At 45.7% G+C, this 23,098-nt stretch carries 19 protein-coding genes; 3 read left to right on the forward strand and 16 right to left on the reverse strand.

All coding sequences use genetic code 11. The features are described from left to right. Positions 1–49: 49 nt before the first annotated feature. The 12 genes from DESGI_RS11620 to DESGI_RS11675 form a co-directional block, all read right to left on the reverse strand. Positions 50–637, reverse strand: coding sequence for a GDSL-type esterase/lipase family protein (locus DESGI_RS11620; protein ID WP_006523093.1), 588 nt, complete (start codon positions 635–637; stop codon positions 50–52). Then, entirely contained in the window at positions 634–1,242 is a 609-nt protein-coding gene (locus DESGI_RS11625) for a DedA family protein (protein WP_006523094.1), read from the reverse strand. The genes DESGI_RS11620 and DESGI_RS11625 overlap by 4 nt, the downstream gene beginning before the upstream one ends. Before the next feature lie 109 nt (positions 1,243–1,351). After that, complete coding sequence (gene pyk / locus DESGI_RS11630; protein WP_006523095.1) at positions 1,352–3,103, reverse strand: pyruvate kinase; 1,752 nt, start codon at positions 3,101–3,103, stop codon at positions 1,352–1,354. A 12-nt stretch (positions 3,104–3,115) separates the two neighbouring features. Then, complete coding sequence (pfkA, locus tag DESGI_RS11635; RefSeq protein WP_006523096.1) at positions 3,116–4,078, reverse strand: 6-phosphofructokinase; 963 nt, start codon at positions 4,076–4,078, stop codon at positions 3,116–3,118. A gap of 281 nt (positions 4,079–4,359) precedes the next feature. Continuing rightward, a complete protein-coding gene (gene mtrB / locus DESGI_RS11640) occupies positions 4,360–4,593 on the reverse strand; it encodes a trp RNA-binding attenuation protein MtrB (RefSeq protein ID WP_006523097.1) in 234 nt (77 codons plus the stop codon). Positions 4,594–4,648: 55 nt separating this feature from the next. Continuing rightward, entirely contained in the window at positions 4,649–8,104 is a 3,456-nt protein-coding gene (locus DESGI_RS11645; protein ID WP_006523098.1) for a DNA polymerase III subunit alpha, read from the reverse strand. Positions 8,105–8,217: 113 nt separating this feature from the next. Beyond that, positions 8,218–8,835 carry a class I SAM-dependent methyltransferase gene (locus DESGI_RS11650; protein WP_006523099.1) on the reverse strand — a complete coding sequence of 206 codons (618 nt, stop codon included), beginning with the start codon at positions 8,833–8,835 and terminating at the stop codon, positions 8,218–8,220. A gap of 122 nt (positions 8,836–8,957) precedes the next feature. Next, positions 8,958–10,673 (reverse strand): sigma-54-dependent Fis family transcriptional regulator, encoded by a 1,716-nt coding sequence (locus tag DESGI_RS11655; protein WP_006523100.1) that lies wholly within the window; start codon positions 10,671–10,673, stop codon positions 8,958–8,960. 95 nt (positions 10,674–10,768) lie between these two features. Further along, a complete protein-coding gene (locus tag DESGI_RS11660) occupies positions 10,769–11,719 on the reverse strand; it encodes an AAA family ATPase (protein WP_006523101.1) in 951 nt (316 codons plus the stop codon). A gap of 82 nt (positions 11,720–11,801) precedes the next feature. Continuing rightward, positions 11,802–12,281, reverse strand: coding sequence for a tRNA (uridine(34)/cytosine(34)/5-carboxymethylaminomethyluridine(34)-2'-O)-methyltransferase TrmL (gene trmL / locus DESGI_RS11665; protein ID WP_006523102.1), 480 nt, complete (start codon positions 12,279–12,281; stop codon positions 11,802–11,804). A gap of 5 nt (positions 12,282–12,286) precedes the next feature. Beyond that, a complete protein-coding gene (nth, locus tag DESGI_RS11670) occupies positions 12,287–12,916 on the reverse strand; it encodes an endonuclease III (RefSeq protein ID WP_041284869.1) in 630 nt (209 codons plus the stop codon). Between the two features lie 18 nt (positions 12,917–12,934). Next, positions 12,935–13,357: a CoA-binding protein gene (locus tag DESGI_RS11675; RefSeq protein WP_006523104.1), complete on the reverse strand. Its 423-nt coding sequence runs from the start codon at positions 13,355–13,357 to the stop codon at positions 12,935–12,937. A 251-nt stretch (positions 13,358–13,608) separates the two neighbouring features. Here DESGI_RS11675 and DESGI_RS11680 point away from each other — a divergent pair, with 251 nt between their 5' ends. The 3 genes from DESGI_RS11680 to DESGI_RS11690 all read left to right on the forward strand — a co-directional run bounded on the left by DESGI_RS11680 (position 13,609) and on the right by DESGI_RS11690 (position 16,984). Continuing rightward, complete coding sequence (locus DESGI_RS11680) at positions 13,609–14,337, forward strand: DUF4912 domain-containing protein (RefSeq protein ID WP_006523105.1); 729 nt, start codon at positions 13,609–13,611, stop codon at positions 14,335–14,337. Positions 14,338–14,367: 30 nt separating this feature from the next. Further along, positions 14,368–15,978 carry a glycoside hydrolase family 57 protein gene (locus tag DESGI_RS11685; RefSeq protein WP_006523106.1) on the forward strand — a complete coding sequence of 537 codons (1,611 nt, stop codon included), beginning with the start codon at positions 14,368–14,370 and terminating at the stop codon, positions 15,976–15,978. Positions 15,979–16,369: 391 nt separating this feature from the next. Further along, a complete protein-coding gene (locus tag DESGI_RS11690) occupies positions 16,370–16,984 on the forward strand; it encodes an acetate uptake transporter family protein (protein WP_006523107.1) in 615 nt (204 codons plus the stop codon). A gap of 72 nt (positions 16,985–17,056) precedes the next feature. Here the strand turns inward: DESGI_RS11690 and DESGI_RS11695 are convergent, their stop codons facing one another. The 4 genes from DESGI_RS11695 to nifV form a co-directional block, all read right to left on the reverse strand. Next, entirely contained in the window at positions 17,057–19,558 is a 2,502-nt protein-coding gene (locus tag DESGI_RS11695) for a sugar phosphate nucleotidyltransferase (protein WP_006523108.1), read from the reverse strand. Between the two features lie 60 nt (positions 19,559–19,618). Next, complete coding sequence (locus DESGI_RS11700; protein WP_006523109.1) at positions 19,619–20,863, reverse strand: glycosyltransferase family 4 protein; 1,245 nt, start codon at positions 20,861–20,863, stop codon at positions 19,619–19,621. Positions 20,864–21,131: 268 nt separating this feature from the next. After that, complete coding sequence (locus DESGI_RS11705; protein ID WP_006523110.1) at positions 21,132–21,503, reverse strand: carbohydrate-binding protein; 372 nt, start codon at positions 21,501–21,503, stop codon at positions 21,132–21,134. 303 nt (positions 21,504–21,806) lie between these two features. Then, positions 21,807–22,964: a homocitrate synthase gene (gene nifV, locus DESGI_RS11710; RefSeq protein ID WP_006523111.1), complete on the reverse strand. Its 1,158-nt coding sequence runs from the start codon at positions 22,962–22,964 to the stop codon at positions 21,807–21,809. Positions 22,965–23,098: the final 134 nt, after the last annotated feature.

The raw sequence follows: 23,098 nt of genomic DNA on the forward strand, positions 1-23,098 counted from the left end.
TAGTGTTAGCCAGCAAACACTATACTTTACATAAATTGGACGGCTACGGCTACAGCAATTTTAATACTGCTCTTTCAGCTATCTCCGCCATAAGCATATAACCCTTATCGTTAAGGTGACATTCATCATAAAAATATTGACCATCACCCTGGCCAGTTCCCGGAATACATAACGGTGTATAATAATCAATCAACATAATAGACTCGCTGACTGCATAATCGCTCAGCCAATTTCTATATCGAGCCAACCAGCTGACCATCGCTTCCATACCAAAGGGTAAAAAAGTGCCACCCTCGATCGGGTCGGAGGTAAGGGGGGTAACCAAGCCCAGCATAGGTATAATACCTTGCTGCCTGCTTAACTTCACCATCTCTTGGATATTGCGCTTTGTTGCAGCCATATCCAACCCCATCCAGGCATCATTGGCGCCGCCCAGTATATGTACATGTGTCACCTTTGATGCCGGAACATATCGTTCATAGCGGCGCAGCATGTCCAAAGTGGTGTCCCCATTAACACCGCGATTCACCAGGTTTATCCCCGTACGCCGATATAAATGATTTACCCAGGAAAATTCAGGCCCCAGGGGGTAACCAAAGGTAATGCTATCACCCAGACAGATAATAGTGTTGGTCATACCTTTTCACTCCTTATGGCATGAAAATAATTAATAATCAATTTGACGGCTACATAAGTCAGCAGCAAAACCAGCGCCGCCAATGGCACCTGTTGCTGAAAATAGCCTGCTATGGCGGGCCACTTATAACCAAATAACATACCCACGGATATATTGAAGGAAACCCAAATTAGCGAAAATATCATGTTATATAATAAAAATCTGGTCAGCTTAAGTCCGCTGGCACCGGCTATATACGGGGTAAGGTTACTGACCATTGGCACAAACCTACCTACTATAATGAACAGGGCTGCAGATTGCTGCATCCAACGGCGAGCCATCTCCAACTTGTGGGGGTTAATACGCAAGTATTTGCCATAGCGGTACAGCACGGGTTCCCCCATATAGCGACCTACATAAAATGCTGCCGTGGCACCGATATTAAAGGCCAATACCGCAATCAAAAATACACTGTAAAAGTTAAGCCTGTTCTGGTTAACCAAAAAGCCGGTAAACATGATCATTACCCCACCGGGAAAGGGCAGGCCCAGAGCCTCGATAATTAAACCGCCCAGCAACCCGCCCAAACCCAGCGTATCTATATAGTTTACCAAGTAATCCTGCACGCTATAATCGCCTCCACGGTTTATAGCATAACCTGCGACAAGGCGGTTTTTACAAAGATTATAATATTTATCTACAGGTCATTGAAATTTATGCCAATAAAAAATACGTTTATAAAACCTTTGCCGTGCCTCTATATACCAGACCCCGCTGACCATCCACAGTTACCACTTCCCCGTCGGGGATTATCCTGGTAGCCTCCTCCACCCCCACAATCACCGGTATGCCGAACTCCAGGCCAACGATGGCGGCATGGGAAGTTAACCCGCCCGTCTCAGTAATTAGAGCTGCAGCCTTTTCAATAGCCGGAATAAAATCGCGATCTGTGTCATGGGTTACCAGTACACTACCATCCTCCATCTTCTCCATCGCCTCACGAGCACTATCGGCCACACATGCCTTGCCGGTCACCGACCGTTTAATGATCCCCGTGCCTTTAGCTATGATTTCACCCACGGTATGTACCTTAACAAGATTGGTGGTGCCATGCACCCCCACGGGCACGCCCGCGGTGATAACTATTAAATCCCCGGCTTTGATCAGCCCGGCAGCCAGAGAAACTTCCACAGCCGCAGAGATCATGCTGTCTGTATCCTCAGTGCGACCTACCAGCAGCGGCTGCACCCCCCAGACCAGCGCCATTTTACGCAGTACCGTCCTCTTGGGGGTAACAGCAATGATTGGTGCCTGGGGCCTGTACTTACTAACCATTTTAGCAGTATAGCCTGATTCCGTGGAAGTGATAATAGCCGCGGCTCCCAAGTCCAGAGCAGTAGACACGGTAGCATGGCTGATGGCGTCGGTAACGGTTTTAGATAGCACCCGGCGCCTGTTTTTCAGCAATTCATCAAATTTAATTGCTGATTCAGCCCGGGCGGCAATACGGGCCATAGTTTCCACTGCTTCCACAGGGTATTTGCCGGCAGCGGTCTCACCGGAAAGCATCACCGCATCGGTACCGTCCAAAATGGCGTTGGCCACATCACTGGCTTCGGCCCTGGTGGGACGCGGGTTTTGAATCATTGATTCCAGCATTTGAGTAGCTGTAATCACTGGCTTGCCTGCTTGCTTACATTTATCAATGATGGTTTTTTGAATCAACGGCACTTCCTCCGGAGGGATCTCCACACCCAGGTCACCTCGGGCCACCATTATACCATCAGACACTTCAATTATTTCATCTAGCTTATTGACGGCCTCCCGGTTCTCAATTTTGGAAATTATATCCATTTGGCCGCCGTTATCTTCAATGATTTTACGAATAATTAGTATATCGTTAGCCCGGCGCACAAAAGAAGCGGCTACAAAGTCAAAGTTATTTTCTATGCCAAAAATAATATCACGCTCATCTTGTTCAGTGATGGCCGGCATTTTTACATAAACATCGGGGACATTAACCCCTTTTTGACTGGTAATCTCACCGCCGTTTTCCACGGTACAATTAATTTTCTCTCCGGCTATGCTATTCACCCGCAAGGCAATCAATCCATCGGATATTAATATCCGGTCATTGGGTTTAACGTCTTTGGGCAATCCCCGGTAGCTGACGGGAAGAATCCTCTCATTGCCTTTAATTGTCTCGGTGGTCAGGGTAATACTATCGCCGGTTTTAAGCCGCACAAAATCCTTTTCCAGATAACCCAGCCGTATCTCAGGCCCCTTGGTATCAAGTAAAATGGCTATATTTTTGCCCACATTACCGGCGGCTTTACGTACGGCTGCCAGCCGGCGGGCATGATCATCATGGGTACCGTGGGAAAAGTTCAGCCTGGCTACATTCATACCGGCCAGCATTAATTGCTCCAATATAGTTATGCTCTCACTGGTCGGTCCAATAGTGCATACTATTTTGGTGCGCCGCATAATAATCCCTCCCTATATGGATAGTATATTTGCCAGGTTATATATTTCCATGTTTATGGGCCTTTTGCCATTAAATGCAGTATCCAGCGCCCCGGCCACAATCTTGTCCTCCAACATGCCCACCATATGTTTTCGAAATCCTTCCATAAGCATCTCCACCGCTTTAGCGCCCATTCGGCTGGCCAGGATGCGGTCAAATGCCGTGGGAGTTCCGCCCCTCTGCAAATGGCCTAGAATAGTAACCTTGGTTTCAAGCCCGGTTTTTTCCCTGATTTGCTTACCCACATCAAGGCCGCTGGCAGCACCTTCCGCTACTATGATGATACTGTGCAGCTTACCACGTTTATAACCGCGAATTAGTTTTTCACAAACTTCGTCCATACTGTGACGCAGTTCAGGTATCAGTATTGATTCTGCACCGCCGGCCAGGCCGGCCATCAAAGCTATATATCCGCTTTCGCGGCCCATAACCTCAAGAATAAAAGTTCTTTCATGGGAAGTTGCGGTATCGCGAATTTTATTAATAGCCTCCACAACAGTGTTAATGGCGGTATCAAAACCAATAGAATATTCAGTGCCCGTAATATCATTATCTATGGTGCCGGGTACACCAACAACAGGTAAATTGTATTCGTTGTTAAACATATCCGCCCCTTTAAAAGATCCGTCACCGCCAATAACCACCAATCCCTGTATACCAAAGCGCTGCACATTGGCATAGGCTTTGGCTCTACCTTCGGGGGTCTTAAATTCCTCCGATCGGGCGGTGCGCAGTATGGTACCGCCCCGGTGTATAATATCCGCTACCGAACCCAGATTCATTGGCCCCATATCGGCCTCAACAAAGCCGCTGAATCCCCTTTGGATACCGATTACCTCCAACCCGTGGTATATAGCCTTTCTAACTACAGCCCGGATAGCGGCGTTCATACCCGGAGAATCACCCCCGCTTGTTAAAACAGCAATACGCTGCACAGCTGCTACCTCCTTCAAAGTGGCTTATGCTTAAACGCTGTAGACGGTACTGATTTATTATATTAACAATAATACTTTTTACTATCACAACTTAAATATGCAGCTATATTTTCACCAATATTGAGCAATACATAACAGACCCGTTAGTTTCATAAGACAATCCAGCAATAATAATACTGGACCCGTCAGGTATTTTTTAGCAATAAGCATACAGTAAAAAATACCCAGGGCATTTCCCTGGATATTTTGCATCAGTTTATATCATAGTACGCTTAGTCAATTTATGTCTGGTCTGTTCTTAGGTTACCGTGCTTGGTCATTATCTCTGCCCGGCCGCGTATTTTAATAGCTGAAGTATGTTGAGTAAACTGGGCAATCATTATTTCACCCTTGTCCAGTTTTTCAGAATGATGGAACTTTGTATCACGCCCGCGGGTGAGACCGATGATGGTTACACCGTTTTCCAGCGCCTTAACTACAATATATTCCCCGGCTAATTCGTTGTATTCGCTCATATTTTTCACCCCATAAAAATTACCTTATTATAGCAGTCATCATAACACAGCCTCATCAGTTTGACAAGCTATTTACTTGCCCGGCCGCAGCGGGGTTATCTTGGTTTGCCAGGGCATCCTTTATTTTTACCCGTTCCTGGCCCAAAAAACCGGTTAACTGCTGTACCACATCGGAATCCAGGTTAACCCAAAAGCGGCTGTCCGCCAGGGCCAGCTTTTTGTCCCGGGGAAAGTAAAGGTAAACCGGGCACTCACCGGGATGGGAGCATAAAACCATCTGTACTTTGGAAATGGTATCCATAGTAACGTCCTCAATCTTTAGGTATAGCTCTCCGTATTTGCGCAAGGTCATAGTTTCCAGCATATTAACAATAACCTTGACATCTTCTCCGTTAATATTAGTTACTCCCCTGGCCAGTACCGGGCTGTCAACTTTAAGCAACGAAGCACATTGCTGGTAGCAACGCGGAAAGATAACCAGTTCCACCGTACCGGACAAATCCTCCAGATTGGCAAAGGCCATGTTGTCACCCTTTTTTGTAGTTATTCTCTTCACCGCATTTATCATGCCCCCTACCACTACTTCGGTGCGATCCTCCAGTTCCGCCAGGGTTACTGTCTGGTGAGTGGTGTGCCTTAAAATTGTTTCCCGGTACTGCGATAGCGGGTGTCCACTAACATAAAGGCCCAGCGCCTCCTTTTCCATAACCAGTAAATCCCCGGGATCAAACTCCTCGATACTGGGCATATCCAGCGACAGCGTTTTTTTTACATCTTCTCCCCAAAAGTCCAGCAACGATCGCTGACCGTTTTGGCGATCTTGCTGGGTAAGTTGAGCCAACCCCAACCCCGCGTCTATGGCAGCCATCATTTGCGAACGGTGATGACCCAGGGAATCCAGAGCGCCGCTCTTAATAAGATTTTCCAGCACCCGGCGGTTGATTAACCGGGTGTCCACTCGCTGGCAAAAATCCGCAAATGCTGTATATGGGCCGCCGCTCTCTTTAACATTAATGATGCACTTAACAGCATTTAAACCCACGTTTTTTATCGCAGCCATACCAAACCTTATACTGCCACCCGCCACTGTAAAATCCACGCCGCTAATATTTACGTCAGGCGGCAGCACATCAATACCCATGCGGCGGCATTCCTCGATATAAAAAGAAACTTTATCCGTATTATCCCTCACTGATGTCAAAAGCGCGGCCATAAACTCCACCGGGTAGTTGGCCTTTAAATAAGCCGTTTGGTAAGAAACCAGCGCATAAGCTGCCGAGTGGCTCTTATTAAACCCGTATCCAGCAAAGTACTCAATTAAATCAAATACCTGTCCGGCAATATTGCCGTCCACATTGTTTTTCTCCGCGCCCTCGGTAAACTGGACCCGCAGCCCGGCTAGTATTTCCGGCTTTTTCTTACCCATGGCCCGGCGCATCATGTCGGCCTCGCCCAGGGAAAATCCCGCCAGGTCACTGGCAATACGCATAACCTGCTCCTGGTAAAGAATTACACCGTAAGTATCCCTTAAGATGGGCTCCAGTATGGGGTGCAGGTAAACCACTTTTTTCTCGCCGTGTTTGTTTTTAATAAAGTCCTCCACCATGCCGCTGCCCAGCGGTCCGGGACGGTACAGGGCCACCAAGGCGATGATATCCTCAAACACCTCAGGCCTTAAATCCTTTAAGATGGCGCGCATACCACTGCTTTCCAGCTGGAACACGCCCACCCCGTCACCACGGCAGAGCAGGTCAAATGTCAGCGGGTCGTCAAGGGGTATTTCATTAATGCTTATTTTTACACCGTGGTTTTGGCCGATCATGCGCACCGCATCGGCAATCACCGTCAGGGTACGCAGCCCCAAGAAGTCCATTTTCAAGAGGCCCAGTTCCTCCACCGGATCCTTGGCAAACTGGGTAGTCAGCGGTCCGTCCGCAGCCTTATACAGCGGCAGGTAATGGGTCAGGGGTTGCCTGGTGATCACCACCCCGGCGGCATGGGTGGAAGCATGCCGGGGCATGCCCTCCAGCAGAGCAGCCATGTCAATCAGCCTTTGCACCTGACCATCCTCCCGGTATACCTGGCTCAATTCGGGGGACTCCTGCAAAGCTTTTTCAATGGTAATTTTTAAATCGTTGGGCACCAGCTTGGCAATACGGTCCACATCACCGTAAGCCATACCCAACACCCGGCCCACATCACGAATAGCTCCTTTGGCAGCCATCGTACCAAAGGTGGCAATCTGGGACACCCGGTCCGAGCCGTATTTCCTGGCCACGTACTCAATGACCTCGCCACGCCTTTCAAAGCAAAAGTCTATGTCTATATCAGGCATGGACACCCTTTCGGGATTTAAAAACCGCTCAAACAGCAAATCATACTTTAGCGGGTCAAGTTCAGTAATACCCAGCACGTAGGCCACCACGCTGCCTGCTGCCGAGCCGCGGCCCGGCCCTACCGGAATGCCCTGTTGCCTGGCGTAATGAATAAAATCCCAAACAATTAAGAAATAAGCTGAATAACCCATTTGTTTAATTACGCCCAGCTCATAATCAAGCCTTTTCCGCACTTCATCATTTATACCACCATAGCGCCAGTTGATACCCTCAAGGCACAGTTCCCGCAGGTAAGAGTCCAATGTATGCCCGTCGGGCACTTGATATTCGGGCAGGTGCAGTTTGCCGAATTCCAGTTCCACATTACAGCGATCGGCAATACGCACGGTATTCTCCATAGCCTCGCCAAGCTCGCCGAACAATCCGGCCATTTCCTGCTCACTTTTCAGGTAGAGCTCCTGAGACTGAAATTTCATGCGCCCGGGGTCATCCAGAGTCCTACCGGTCTGAATACATAGCAGTACATCCTGCATTTCAGCATGCTCCCGCAAAACATAGTGTACGTCGTTGGTGACTACCAGTGGTATACCGGATTTTTGGTGCAGCTGCAGCAGCCCACGGTTGGCGGTTCTTTGCTCGGCAAAACCATGGTCCTGCAGCTCCAGGTAATAATTACCTTTACCAAATATATCTACATAATCAGCCGCGCTTTGAGCCGCCTGCGCCGGGTTATCCTTTATGATATGAGAGGCCACTTCACCGGCAATACATCCGCTTAAAGCAATTAACCCCTGACTGTGGGCGGCCAGCAGCTCTTTATCCACCCGGGGCTTGTAGTAGAAGCCCTCGGTAAAAGCCAGGGAAACCAGCTTGAACAAATTTCTCAGCCCGGTATTATTCTCGGCCAGCAGCACAAGGTGATGCAGATTATCGTCCACCCGGGGCGTGCGGTCGTGCCTGGTACGCGGTGCCACGTATACCTCACAGCCTATGACCGGCTTGATATTTTGTTTTTTACAAGTCTTGTAAAAATCCACAACACCATACATAACCCCGTGGTCGGTTATAGCCAGTGAGGGCATACCCATTTGTACGGCGGTTTTTACCGCATCTTTAATCCTGGCTGCCCCGTCCAAAAGGCTATATTCAGTGTGCACATGCAGGTGGACAAACAATTTTCAAAACCCCCGTCTTGGTTAGTTTGGTTACCAGTTAGTTGGTAGTTAGTTGATTAATTGTTTGTGGTTTGTAGTTAGTAGTTTGATCTAACTCAATAACAATAACTACACTATGAGTTAAACCTGATATGGTGGATATGAATTTCGTAATAAGGGAAAAAGGGATCATCTATAGTTATCGGTACCATCCAGCGCTTTTCATCCAGCGGGGCCACTGCCCCCAGTTCTTCCACAAACGCGAAACTGGCCGGCCTGCCCGGATGAGCTATTAAAAGATTTCCCCCGCCTGACGCTAACCGTGGTATTAACTCTTTTAAATATATATTTAATTTAGTGTCATAAAAAATATCCGATCCTATGACCCAGGGGAACTTCTTTGCCAACTTAAAATCACGCCAATCTCCCAGGTAGGTATAAAAATTATGCAAACCGTTACGATTGGCGTTTAGGCGCACCAGGTCCAGAGCAGATGAGTTGAAATCCGAAAAGGTAACCTGCGCTCCCTTAATGCCACAAACTATGCCCGGTAGCCCCAATCCGGCACCCAATTCCAGCAAATGGACACCATCAAAATTTATGTTTTCCCATATCCATTGCGACAGCCCGCGGGCTGCCGGCCATATCTCCGCCCAACAGGGCACTTTATCTTCATCTGTAGGGTCGGTGATTAGTTTTTCCACATCTTTGACCCCCAACAAACGCACCTGCCGCCCAGGCAGATCGAACACTATTTTCCTGGTTTCAAATGGTATTATTTTAAACCACCACCTTATTATTTTACCACCGCGATAAAAATTCCCCTTGCTCTCAAGGGGAATTTTATCTTAAAAAGATTTGTTATACAATGTTTTTACAGTTCTATTTGATACTGTTTAATCTTTTTATATAGCCAGGCCCGGGAGATTCCCAGCAATTTAGCAGCCTGCAGCTTATTACCGCCCGTTTTTCCCAACGCTTCCAACAGCGCCTCCCGCTCCACGTTTTCCAGCAAAGCCGGCAGTGCTTTTTCTATAAGAGGCTGTCGATATTTTTCTTTTTGTTTTAGCAAATAATGTGGTAAATGTTCCAATTCGATCACTTTTCCATCCACCAGATTAAAAGCTCTCTCAATAATGTTTTCCATTTCACGAACATTACCTGGCCAATGATACCCCAGGAATATATTGGTGACATCTTCGCTACAGCCGGTCACCTGAAGATTAAATGAGTGATTGAATTTTTCAATAAAATGGCTCACCAGAGCACCAATATCCTCTCTTCTTTCGCGCAGTGCCGGTATGTTTATATTTACGACATTGAGCCGGTAGTATAGATCCTGCCTGAATTCACCATTTTCAATCATCTCTGTCAGATCCCGGTTTGTAGCGGCAATTACTCGCACATCCACTTTTTTTGTGCTGCGTCCGCCCAGTCGCTCAATTTCCTTTTCCTGCAACACTCTGAGCATCTTGGCCTGCATGGTTAGGGGCATATCCCCTATTTCATCTAGAAATATTGTACCCCCGTGGGCCAATTCAAATTTACCGATTTGGCCGCCCTTTTTAGCACCTGTGAAAGCGCCCTCATAGTATCCAAACAGTTCGGATTCCAGCAGGTTCTCAGGTACTGCTGCGCAGTTAACCTTGATATAAGGTCCTTTGCCACGAGGTGAATGACTGTGCAGGGCGTGGGCAAAAAGCTCCTTACCAGTACCGCTTTCCCCTGTAATCAGCACCGTGGATGGTCCTCTGGCCACCCGCCGCACAATATCCTTGAGCTGGCCAATGGATTTACCTGTGCCGATAATTTCTTTTAGCGTGTAATGTACACCCGATAAGTTTGGCTTCGTTTTATCTTGCATGCTTCGGTTAGCCAAAGCCGCCAGCTTATCCAGGTCCTGATAAACCACTTTACTTACAGCGCCTTCCACTTTACCGCCAGTAACCACCGGATAGCGGCTAAACAGCACTTTTTTATTACCGATGCGCATGATTTTGCTTTGCTGAGCATTACCGTTAATCTTCATTAAATGAATATCGGCCTCAGGAATTATTTCCGTTATATGTTTATTTATAATATTCTTTGGTTCCCGGTTTAGTAATTTAGCCATAGCATGATTGATAAAATTTATATAGCCTTCACTGTTAATAGAAATATACCCTTCATTGGTATTATTAAATATTGACTCCAAAGCGTTTTTTTGATCGGTTACCTGTTTAAGCTCTTTAGCCAAATAGTGCAATTCGGTAATCTCCTGAATTACCCCAATGGCTCCCACAATGCTGTTACCTTGAACTATGGGAGTTCTGTTCGCAACATAAAGGGCATTACCCAGCACGAATTTTCTTCCAATGTGTGCTTTGCCAGTTTTCAAAACTTTTATTAATCCGGTATATGGAATAATTTCCGCTACCAACTTGCCCATAACCTGGTTATTGGTTAATCCGAACAATTTTTCACATGCCTGATTAAACAAAGTAATACGTCCACGATTATCAACTGCTATAATCGGGTTGGCAATACTACCAATAATATGGTTGTCATCCTTTACCGGCAATTGTTTCTTTAAACTGTTTTGCAGAGCCATACTTCCACCCCCTTGTCGCAAATGTTTGACAATTAAAAAAATTCAACAAAAAAAAATAAATTCCTTCCTACAGCTCAAAATTATAAATTTCCAATTTATGAATGCTTATGGTTCTTATGAACATGGTTTGCATGGCAGGAACATCCTGATCCATAGGCGGTTGTGGCGGTTTGTGTAATTTGTACCAGATTATCAATACCAGTATCATTTCTCAACAATTCTTGATCATCTTTATTCTTTAACAAAACATTTAATGTTTTGTTTACACTATTACTGTCCAATGACTGCACATCCAAAGCTGATAGAGCCCTGGCCCAATCAATGGTTTCAGCAATGGAGGGTTTTTTGCGTAAATTTAAGTTAGCTCTAATATAGTTGGCTGCATTGGCAATTTGCTCAGTTATTTTAACGCCGGCCCCGGGCACTTTAACTTGTAATATGCAGGTTTCTTTTTCAATAGAAGGAAAATCAATATAAAGATAGATGCAGCGTCTTTTCAGACCATCGGACAGTTCCCTTTCCCCGTTGCTTGTAAGTACAACTATGGGAATATGTGTTGCGTAAACAGTGCCCAACTCAGGTATGGAAACTTGGAAGTCGGATAAAACCTCAAATAAGAAGGCCTCAAATTCCGCCTCAACCTTATCCACCTCATCAATGAGTAAAACCTTTTTTTCACTGGCCCGGATAGCCCTGAGCAATGGACGCTCCAATAAATATTCCTCACTAAATAAATTACGCTCCAGCTGTTCGCCCTGTGCATTATCCCGGGAAATTTGAATTTTGATCAACTGGCGCTGGTAATTCCATTCATATAACGCTTTATTCTCATCCAGTCCTTCGTAGCATTGTAAACGTATCAGTTCTGTATTAAATATGGCGGCCAGCACCTTGGCAATTTCAGTTTTTCCAACGCCGGGCGCTCCCTCCACCAGCAGAGGTTTATTGAGAGTAAGGGCCAGGTAGATGGTCACAGCCACTTCTTCTTCGCATATATAACCTTCACGTTCCAATGCCGAGCGCAATTCAGGTATAGTCATTAACATATTAGGCCCCCCAATTCAAAGTTTTATTATTTAGCAAATCCAATGTATTTGGCAAGGGTTTAGCATCCCGTTGGGAAAATCATCAACCACGTTGTACAGCTGTTTGCCGAAGTCCGGGAAATCCGTTTTGCCGTAGGGCTTCGAACAATATTACGGCCACCGAGTTAGATAGGTTTAAAGACCGGGCCTCGCTGAGCATGGGAATGCGAATACAGCGATCCATAAAACGCCGGATAATATCCTCCGGTAATCCGGCAGTTTCTTTTCCAAACACTAAAAAGTCATCCGGCCCGTATTGCACATCGGTATATACTCGCCCGGCCCGTGTTGTGGCCAGGTAAAAGCTGCAGCCAGGATAGGCTTTGAGAAAATCTGTAAAATTATCATGGTAATGGATAGTTAATAGGTGCCAGTAATCAAGACCGGCCCTTTTCAAATGTTTGTCATCAACTGAAAAACCCAGTGGCTTTACCAGGTGCAGTTCAGCACCGGTAACAGCACAAGTGCGGGCCACATTGCCTGTGTTAGCCGGTATTTCCGGTTCCACCAGCACCAAATGCATAATAATCAATTCTCCTTACTCAAGGTTTGAGTCTGCTTTTTTGCTTTTGGGCAATACTGCGCCACTACACAATCAATACAGATCGGATTTCGCGCCGTACAACAAGACCGCCCGAAATGTATCAACCTGTGATGCCAGATACCCCGTTCGGCCTCGGGTATCAGGTCGGTTAAATCCCTTTCCACCCTGCGGGGCGTATTACCGAAGGAAAGTCCCAATCTGCGGGCTACTCTGTAAACATGTGTATCAACGGGAAAGGTAGGTTTACCAAAGGCCAGGTTCAGTACCACATTGGCAGTTTTACGGCCTACTCCTGGCAAAGCCTCTAAATCAACAAGATTATCCGGCACTCGCCCCCCGTATCTTTCCGACAGTATTTTACACGTTTTAATGATGTGTAAGCTTTTGTTGCGATACAGGCCGCACCCCTTTATTTCATCTGCCAACTGCTGCTGGCTTAAAACCGCAAAATCTTGCGGTGTTTTATATTTTTCAAATAAACCGGCCGTGGTTTTATTTACCTGTTTATCAGTGCACTGGGCGGATAAAATAACAGCTATCAATAATTCAAAAGGGTTACGGAAATGCAAAGTGGGTTCGGCATGTGGAATATATTCAGCCAGCAGCTCTAGAATTTTTTTTTATTAACCATTCTAAACCTCCCCGGGCAAAAGTTTGGCATGCTCTACTTTAATACATTTATTCATAATTACAGGGACCCCATTGGCACTACATTTTTCGGCCGCCTCATCATTAATAATACCCAATTGCATCCATACAGCGCCAGAATTAATTTTAAGCGCTTCATCCACAATGGGGGGTACTTGATCGCTGCGGCGGAATATGTTGACTATATCCACCTTTTCCGGGACGGACAATAAATCAGGGTAAGCAGTTTCACCAAGTACTGTTTTAATCCGTGGGTTTACGGGAATAATACGGTATCCCCTAGCTTGCATATATTGGGCTACCTGGTAACTATCCCTATGGGTTTTATGAGATAGGCCAACCACCGCAATAGTGCGGCTGTTTTGCAGTATTTCGCGTACTTGCTGATCCGTAGCAATGTTGTACATATGATTCACTCCCGGTAATCATAAAAATATTTAATCTTTCTCGCATTTAAATAAATATACCTGCCTGGTTGATTAATATTTTTTCGCAATCTATATCATAAGCTACAAAAGCATTATATTCAATAAAGGTTGTGGCAATAATAAAAAAGGCTTTGAGGATAAAACAATTATACCGCGGAAATGTTAAGTTTATTAATTTACCGCCGGTTTTTTATTTTGCTGATAATAATTTCATACAAGGAGGGCATTGCATGATCGCTACTTTTACCTGGGTTCTGGGGGGCGCACTAATATTGGTGCTCCTGGCCGTTTTTTTATGGTCGGCCCATAACAAACAAAAAAAACCTGTACCTCGGCAAGTCCCGATGGTAACCCGGGAAGAATTTGCAGAAGAACTGGCTATTCCCGTGACATTTCCACCTCAACCGGCAGCAAAACCCAACATGCCTGAGATACCATGGCATTATGGTATGGATCGCATGGTACTAATGGTGCGCGATCCTAATTGGATCTTTGCTTACTGGGAAATATCGGCCACCAAGCAGCAAGAATTCAGCAATCAGTACGGGGCCGACGCATGGAGCAGCTCTCGGTCTGTTTTGCGGGTATACGATATAACAGGTATTGATAGTTTTAACGGTGCCAATGCCAACGACTTTATGGACATTCCCATCAGTGATTATGTGGATAGCTGGCATATAGACGTAGCACGTCCCAATTCTACATTTTGTGTAGACTTGGGCAGGCTTTTTCCAGATGGTACGTTTATTACCCTGCTGCGTTCCAATATAGTGCAAACACCCAGCATGGCCATCTCCAACTTGCTGGATGAAGAATGGATGTGGATTGAGGGAATTTATCGCACTATCACCCGCCTGCATATGGGCAGTTCCCCCATGGTGACAGAGGAGGTTGCCAGGGGTATGGGCATTATCCCTCTGGGAATAAGCTCACCCGGCCTCGGCAATAAGAAAAAATAATATTAGATTACAAATAAAGGAGAGTAAATTTTGGGTAAAGGATACCTTTGTTTTGTATTGCACGCACATTTACCGTTTGTTAGACATCCGGAACACGAGCATTTTTTAGAAGAGAGATGGCTTTACGAGGCCATTACAGAAACTTATTTACCATTAATTGACGCATTTGATGAACTTGTCGAGGAAAACATACCTTTTCGGGTAACCATTTCCATATCACCGCCACTATTAACCATGTTAACGGACGAACTTTTGCAGGAAAGGTACCTCAGGCATTTAAATAAATTAATAGAGCTGGCCGAAAAGGAAACGGTGCGCACCAGGGACACTGTCTTTTATCCCACTGCGCTAATGTACAGAGATCGGCTTTACCGCATCAGATATCTTTTTGCGGAAAAATATCACCGCAATATTATAAGCGCATTTAAAAAACTGCAGGATTACGAGCGGCTTGAGGTGATTACCTGCGCGGGAACACATGGTTTTTTGCCGCTGCTTATTAATCAGCCCGAAGCAGTTCGCGCCCAGGTGGGCGTAGCAGTGGATCTTTATACCGCGCACTTCGGCCACAAGCCACCTGGCATTTGGTTGCCTGAATGTGCTTATACTTACGGTGTGGATAACATATTAAAGGAATTCGGCATTAAGTACTTTTTCACGGATACCCATGGAGTGTTGTTTGCATCACACCGTCCCAAGTATGGCATTTATGCCCCTATTTTTTGTCCCACCGGGGTAGCTGTTTTCGGACGGGACGTGGAATCATCCAAGCAAGTCTGGAGTTCCAATGAAGGATACCCGGGTGACTATGACTACCGTGAGTACTACAGAGATATCGGGCACGATTTACCATACGATTACATTCACCCTTACATTCATCCGGACGGTATTAGAGTCAACACCGGAATAAAATACTTTCGCGTAACTGGCAAGGAAGGTAACAAGGAACCCTATTGCCGGGAAAATGCACTGCGTAAAACCGAAATCCATGCCAGCAACTTCTTGTTCAACCGGGAACACCAAATAGCGCACTTAAATTCGCTCATGGACCGGGAACCCATTATTATTGCTCCCTATGATGCCGAACTGTTTGGTCACTGGTGGTTTGAAGGACCGGACTGGCTGAAAAACGTGCTGCGTAAAATATATTATGATTTTCCCAACATTGCAACAGTTACGCCGCAGGATTATTTGAAAAAATATCCTTGCAATCAGGTAGCCCGCCCCTGCCCCTCCACATGGGGCAACAATGGCTATAACGAAGTATGGCTAAGCCGGGAAAACGACTGGGTTTACCGGCACCTGCACATTATGGCCAGCAAAATGACCGAGTTGGTGGAAACTAACCCCTACGCCAGCGGTGTTAGGCTTAGAGCAATAAAGCAGGCCGCTAGAGAGTTGTTACTGGCCCAGAGCAGCGATTGGGCATTTATCATGTTTACGGGAACTATGGTGGATTACGCTATAAGGCGCACCAAGCAGCATGTGCATAATTTTCTGCAGCTATATCAGCAAATCAAAAGCAATAGTTTAGACGAAGGTATGTTAGGTGATTTGGAGTATAAAAATAATATATTTCCCGACATAAATTTAAATTATTTTAAAAATATGAATGGACAGGTATACTCCGCCACCGGCTAATAAAGCTCCTAAAGGATGCTTAAAATGTATACAGTGTAAATAGAGATTTACACTTAACCCAACCCTGATTAAGGGGTTGGGTTTTTGCGACTTTGCAAGCAAGTTATATTGGCTGAATTAACTGAATATTTATTTTTGTGTAAACTATATGATAATTCGAATTGGCATTTAAAAAATGTTGAAACCGTTAGTATAACCGTTAAGGTAGCCAGAATTACATTTCATGGGGTATATTAAACCGTTTGTAATTTCCTTAACTAACTGACATGCTTTTTGCAAATAACAATTTATGATTAATTGTGTTAATAAAACAAAAATTTCCGGGAGGTGATATCCCCTGCAGGACGGTTAGTTAACACCGCACCAATTATACATTAAAAGGAGGTATCCTATGTCTCACGGACACGCACCGGCAAACCCGGGACCCGCGGGCCTGGTGGCCCTGGCAATGGCTTGTTTTACATTTTACGCTGTGCATACCGGTAAAGTTGAAAGTTCCGCCATAGCTTTATTGGGAATCTGGCTCATTGGCGGTTTTGTTGTGCAGGTTATTGTAGGCATCATGGAACTAAACCACGGTAATATACTGGGCGGCAATATCTTTACTTTTTTCTCGGCCTTCTTTATGCTTGTAACCGGCCTGGAACTAATATTTAAGTACTTTGCGGGTATATACGGCTGGACGGTGGATGCCCGTATTGATGGCTGGGCCTGGCTGGCTCTGTCCATAGCGTTATTAACCTGGACGCCGGGGTATTTCAAGTCACCATTAAGCCTATTAGCTGTGGTGCTGGCCCTTGACATAGCAGTTCCCGTAGTAGCTTTTATGGATATGGGTGTACTTGGTCATGAATGGCACGTAATATCCGGAAACTTCCTTGGTATTGCCGGTGTATTTGGCTTATATACCGCCTGGGGTGTAGTGTTAAACACAACTTTTGGAAGGACAGTTATTCCCCTGGGTGCACCAATTATAAAAGATAGTCAAATAAGCGTAGGTAAATAGGTTAACAGGGTTATATGATTAAGTGGCCGCAACAAGGTTAGAAATAGGGGCTTAAGCCCCTATTTCTAACCTTTAGCCCGTTTTATCGACCGGGCCAACAATTTTATTGATCTTGTCGATATAAAAATCAGCCAGCGATTCCGCTATCTCCATAGTACTACCCTCACTAAACACCCGGCAGACAGGCTCTTCAGGGTCCGGCAGTACCAGTGCCCAGCCTTCGGGATGATAAACCTTAACCCCATCCAACAATTCCAGGTTCCCCTGGGATTCCATCTCCTCGATCAAGCTGCGGATAACCGTCCCTTTGGTTGCCCATGGCACTGCAGTTGCTCTGTTCTCCATGAAAAATGCCGGAATCTCATCAACTAGACCGGCCAAATCGGTTTTCTTTACTGATACATACTCAGCTATTTTTATTACCGTTGCCAGCGCGTCAAAATGCAGCAGGGCCTGTGATATCTGCGAAGCCGGCTCGTTATTGGACAAGCTGTCCTGGTATACCAGTTTTTCATAAAAATCCTGCACGGCAGTTTTAGTACGTATCACCCGTGCACCGAATTTTTCAGCCAATAAATCTACTGCCCGGGGAGCTGTTACAGGTACCACCACGGCATTCCCCCGAGAGCGCAATATCAGCAATGCCATTAGGGATACCAGCAGGTTATCCTGCACTGTCCGTCCCCGGTTATCAATCAGCGCCAGGTGATCGGCACCGGAATCCATAATCAGTCCCATGGATAACCCCTGACCGGTCACAGCAGCTGCCACCTGGCTGGTCATTTCCCTGTATTTGGACCAGTTCAGGGGCAGTCTCACCGGTCCATTCAAAGTAAGCCTATGCAGACTAATGTTCAACTCCCTGCACAACGGCTTTAAAAACTGACCTGAACAATCAGGGTCATAAATAGTTGCAATACTCAGTCCCTTTTCTCTGATCGCTTTTTTATCAACACTTTGCAATAGAAATTGCAAGTAGTTATCCGCGATTTCCGGGACCAGCCGGGCTTCTGTAATTTGGTCAAATCCCGCCCGTTTAAAATCTTCCCGGGCCAACAGATTTTCCACTTTACGCTCCACGCTTCGGGATATATTGCCACCATTTTGGTTGGTAAAAACTATATTAACAGCTCCTGGTTGTCTGGGAGATATCCTTACATGCATCCCCCCGGCACACTTTAACTGGCGAACCCCATAACGGTGTACGGGGGTAACACCGTCGGTTAATTGGCATACCTGTGCCCCAGCCGACCGCAAACCACAGTTCAATGCATCCCTAATTAGCTTTGACGAAAGGTAAACATCACTGCTTAAGCAAATACGCGGTTTTGCACCCAACGCATCTGCAAAGGCCGCTGCCACCCGGGCCGCCAATTCCGGGGTGATTTCCACATTGGCAATACCGGATACGCCTTCCAGCCCAAAAATACGCCTGGGGGCACGGCTGCCCCAAACCATACTTTCCCGTACCACCGAACCGGTTTCTACCATTTTATGCGGCCATAACTTAATATCGGGGTTAACAACACATCTTTCTTTAATTACCGTGTCATTGCCAATAACCGCCCCTTCATAAATACTGCTTCCAGATTGCACCTGCACCCTGCTTGCAAGCACAACCCCGCGCAGGTTAACCCCTGGAGCGATAAACACGTTATTCCAGAGCACGCTTCGTTTAATGGAGGCACCGTCTTGTATCGTGCATCCCGGGCCGATTACTGTATATTGATCTATTTTAACCCCTTTGCCTATGGTAGCACCATCGCCCAGCAGCACAGGCCCACTGATTATAGCTGTGTCATCTATGTTTACTTCCCGGCCGGCATATACTCCCGGCATAATTTCCTTTTCAGGCAAAGTCAGGTTAACGGCACCGGAGAGAAAATCGTAATGAGACTGTAAATATTGCCTTAGGTCTCCTATATCGCACCAGTAACCGTCCAGCACCACACCAAAAAGCGGCTTACCTTCATTCAAAAGCAAAGGGAATAAATCTTTGCTAAAGTCAAACTTCTGACCCGCCGGTATATAATCCAGCACCTGGGGTTCCAAAATATAAATACCTGTATTGACGGTATCGCTAAACACCTCGCCCCAGCTGGGTTTCTCCAAAAACTGTTTAATCTGCCCTCCGGCACTGGTGATAACCACCCCGTATTCCAGCGGACAGGGTACTTTAGTCAATACCAACGTAGCCATAGCCCCTTGTTTTTTATGGAATGCCATAGCCTCGGTAAGATTAAAGTCAGTCAGCGCATCACCGCTGATGACCATAAAGGGTTCATCCAAAAATTGCTCAGCGTTTTTCACACTGCCGGCCGTACCTAAGGGAGTCTCTTCAATGAAATATTTTAAATTGATATCATATTCACTGCCGTTACTAAAATAATCACTGATGACTTCAGGCATATATTGCAAGGTAACCCCGATATCCGTAAAGTTATGCTTGCGTAAAAGGTCGATGATACTGGTCATAATAGGGCGATTCATCACCGGAACCATCGGTTTGGGTATCCCGCAGGTGAGCGGCCGCAAGCGTGACCCTTCGCCACCTGCCATAATAATGGCTTTCAACCTACATCCCTCCAAAAATAATCTCGGGCATTACTCTTATACCCCATACAAAATGCCAAACTAACTATAATTTCTACCCAGCACCTTGGAGAAACGGCCAAACAAGCCGCCTTGCCTGACATGCCAGTTGCTGCTGCGGTGCTCATCCCACACCTTTTTATATATATGCAGCGTTTTAGCCGCTATATCTTGCCAGCTGAACTTTTGTAAAACTGTTTGGTAAGCGTTATGCCGGAGTTGCTGTGCCTGCCGGGGGTTTTGCAGCACACTTATTATCATATCGGCCAGTGAGCGCGGGTTACCCGGGTAGGCTTTTAAGCCATCCACATTATGTCTGATTATTTCACTTAGACCACCGGTATCGGAAACCACCACCGGTGTGCGGGCCGCCATGGCCTCCAAAGCCACAATGCCAAAGGGTTCATATAAACTGGGGAACACCGCCACATCCGACCAGCTATACAGTGAATTACGAGTATAATCATCAATGTAACCGGTAAAATATATACTTTTGGCTATACCCATGCGGGCAGCTTGACCCTGTAGTTCCTGCATATAGGGACCTTTCCCGGCAATGACGAATTTGGTATTGGGCACCCTGGCCAGTATCATGGGTACAGCATCCAGCAACACCTGCACGCCTTTCTCACGCACCAGCCGACCTACATAAAAAACAATTTTCTCATTAGGAGAGGCATAGTCATCGCGTGTTCGTTTGTCGTTTTTGTGCACAAAATTTTCAGGATCCACACCGTTTGGTATAACCCTCAATTTATCATCGGGAATTTGAAATACATATTTCATCTCCCCTTCCATGTAGTGACTACAGCAGATCACCTGCCAGGCCTCGTAGCAAAGCCACCACTCCACATCGCTGATATGCCGCTGGGTATCATTGTGTAAACCATAGTTTCTGCCGTATTCCGTAGCATGAATGGTTGCCACAAGCGGTATACGAAAGGCATGTTTTAAAGCCCTAACTGCATAGGCCACCAGCCAATCATGACCGTGCACAATATTAAAGCCCTCATTTTCACTCAACACTGGAATGGCTCTTTCCAGCATGGCTACGTTTAGCTGTGCTACCCAAGTGGTGAAGTCAGGGGACGAAACATTATATGGGATCACCCGGTATACCTGAACACCGTTTACCCTTTCCATTTCAGGCAACCCCGGTTCACCCATCGTGAAAAGATGTATCTCAACCCCCATATCGGAAAGGGCATTGGTCAGGTCATACACATGCTGTGCCAATCCACCCACACTTTTAGGGGGGTATTCCCAGGAAAACATAGCCACGCGCATTAATGGTCCTCCTTCTACGGGTTTTAAGCTTACTAAAAGGCAACATTTATATATTATGTAAATGGCAGTTAAATTATTATAAATTCTGCACAGGTTTCTATAAAAACAGCAACGTTTACCAAAACCTTTTATAGGGCAAATAAAAAATAACATTCTTTACAAAATAAAACACCTGCCCTTACGCCGACAGGTGTTTGTTGAGCCAAATACTGTTGTGGTGCCGGTTAATACCACATAGTAATGGGCAGGTTTACTAAGATTTATTTTATTAGTGCCTTCTGCCGTTATGAATTTCAAAACTCCAGTTAAGACCGTTATTATTATCCCAGTTGCCGTATCCATCATGGAAACAGAAATTAAATCGACTGTCGTCCGGCATTTCTAAAGTTTTCACCCATCCCCAGCCTGTTTTCGACATTCGATGGGCCTTAATATTGCGCCAATCCCTAGCATCACCATACCCTACATGTAAGTAGATCTGAGTAGCACCGCTGGCCGCCAGTAACCCGTCGTACAGTACAGTAATTTCTTCACCACTCGTAATAGGGGTGGGATCCACCACAACCCCTCCCGGGTATCGTGCTTCGTGCATAGCCTTTAGTTTATATTCTCCAGAACCGAAATTGGTTGGATTAGCCAAGATTATCACCCTCCATTTTACTATTTAAGAATCATTGTTCCTGCAGAATATTATCCTTCGTGATACCCTGTTTTATACACAAAGCCGTAGTTCGTTTGGCTATTTGACAACTTTTTGATTAGCCATTATATCTGAAAAAAATCAAGCTTTCGTCGACCCGCTGATTACTACACAAAAAAAAGCGCTCAGCATCCCAATATAAGGGATCTACTGAACGCTTTTGCCAAACCTAAAGATAATATTAAACGTCTGATCAACTTAGTGCCAATAACTGAATAAAAGTAAAAAATGTATAGCAATTAGCTAGTCTCTTATAATGCCCCCGAAATAATCTTCATAAATGTAAACCAACTCTTTGTCAAACAAGGGACGCTTCAATGAAACCGTATAGGAGCGAATTTTGGGTAATAATTCTTCGGCCTGGTGTTCCGATAAGCGAATACCATATTCAGCATATTTAGCTTTAAGAGCCGCGGTGCCCGAGTGTTTACCAACCACAATCTGCCTTTCCAGACCCACTTCCTCAGGCTGGAACGGTTCATAGGTTTTCGGGTTTTTCAGTGCCCCGTCAGCATGGATACCTGATTCGTGAGCAAACATGTTGGATCCAACGATGGCCTTCCAAGCCGGTAATTCTCTACCCGAGGCACGGGATACATATTCCGCCACTTCGCGAAACATTTCTGTTTTAAAACCAAGATCAAGTTTATGCAAATGTTTTAAAGCCATAACCACTTCTTCCAATGCCGAGTTACCAGCCCGTTCACCCAGGCCCATTACGGTCACGCCAATCCACCTGGCACCAGCCATTACACCGGCCAGAGCATTGGCAGTGGCCATGCCAAAATCATTATGGGTATGCATTTCAATGTCAATATCTACATTCTCCAGTATATACTTGATATTGTTATATGTGGTAAACGGCTCTAATATGCCCACTGTATCACAATAGCGCAGCCGGTCGGCACCGGCTTCCCTGGCGGCCTTCGCATATTGGACCAAAAATTCCAAATCACTGCGGGAAGCATCCTCGGCGTTAACGGAAATGTACATGCCTTCCTTTTTAGCAAATTCTACCGCTGCAACCATATGTTCCAGTACCCATTCCCGGCTGGTTCTGAGCTTGTGTTTAATATGAATATCGGAAGTGGATATAGAAATAGCTACTGCGTCTACTCCGCATTCGATGGAGGCTTCAAGATCCTTAATTACCGGGCGATTCCAACCCATAATACTGGCTTTGAGTCCCGACCGGCATATTTGGGTTATGGCTTTCTTTTCATCGCCGCCCATGACGGCAACACCTGCTTCGATTTGGTGCACACCCATCTCATCCAAAAACTTGGCAATTCTCACTTTTTCCCTATTAGCAAATACTACACCGGCGGTTTGTTCACCGTCCCGTAAAGTGGTGTCAATAATCTTAATGTCTTCAGCTGTTAGTTTTGGTCTTTCAATCATTTAGTTATCTTCCTTTCCTTCCAGGTAATTTATTTTATATAAAATATTTAGTATAATTATGAGTACCAAAATTATAATACAATTATAATTTTATCATATTACCTCAAAAGTGAAAAGATTTAGCGCATCATAAT

Source organism: Desulfoscipio gibsoniae DSM 7213 (assembly GCF_000233715.2).
GTDB classification, from domain to species: Bacteria; Bacillota; Desulfotomaculia; order Desulfotomaculales; family Desulfallaceae; genus Sporotomaculum; species Sporotomaculum gibsoniae.

Coding starts and splice junctions, on each gene's coding strand:
- DESGI_RS11700 (WP_006523109.1), bottom strand. CDS start 20,863: ATGCGCGTGGCTATGTTTTCCTGGGAATACCCCCCTAAAAGTGTGGGT.
- DESGI_RS11660 (WP_006523101.1), bottom strand. CDS start 11,719: ATGTTAATGACTATACCTGAATTGCGCTCGGCATTGGAACGTGAAGGT.
- pyk (WP_006523095.1), bottom strand. CDS start 3,103: ATGCGGCGCACCAAAATAGTATGCACTATTGGACCGACCAGTGAGAGC.
- DESGI_RS11675 (WP_006523104.1), bottom strand. CDS start 13,357: ATGTACAACATTGCTACGGATCAGCAAGTACGCGAAATACTGCAAAAC.
- mtrB (WP_006523097.1), bottom strand. CDS start 4,593: ATGAGCGAATACAACGAATTAGCCGGGGAATATATTGTAGTTAAGGCG.
- DESGI_RS11680 (WP_006523105.1), top strand. CDS start 13,609: ATGATCGCTACTTTTACCTGGGTTCTGGGGGGCGCACTAATATTGGTG.
- DESGI_RS11655 (WP_006523100.1), bottom strand. CDS start 10,673: ATGGCTCTGCAAAACAGTTTAAAGAAACAATTGCCGGTAAAGGATGAC.
- nifV (WP_006523111.1), bottom strand. CDS start 22,964: ATGATTGAAAGACCAAAACTAACAGCTGAAGACATTAAGATTATTGAC.
- DESGI_RS11620 (WP_006523093.1), bottom strand. CDS start 637: ATGACCAACACTATTATCTGTCTGGGTGATAGCATTACCTTTGGTTAC.
- DESGI_RS11690 (WP_006523107.1), top strand. CDS start 16,370: ATGTCTCACGGACACGCACCGGCAAACCCGGGACCCGCGGGCCTGGTG.
- trmL (WP_006523102.1), bottom strand. CDS start 12,281: ATGCATTTGGTGCTGGTGGAACCGGAAATACCGGCTAACACAGGCAAT.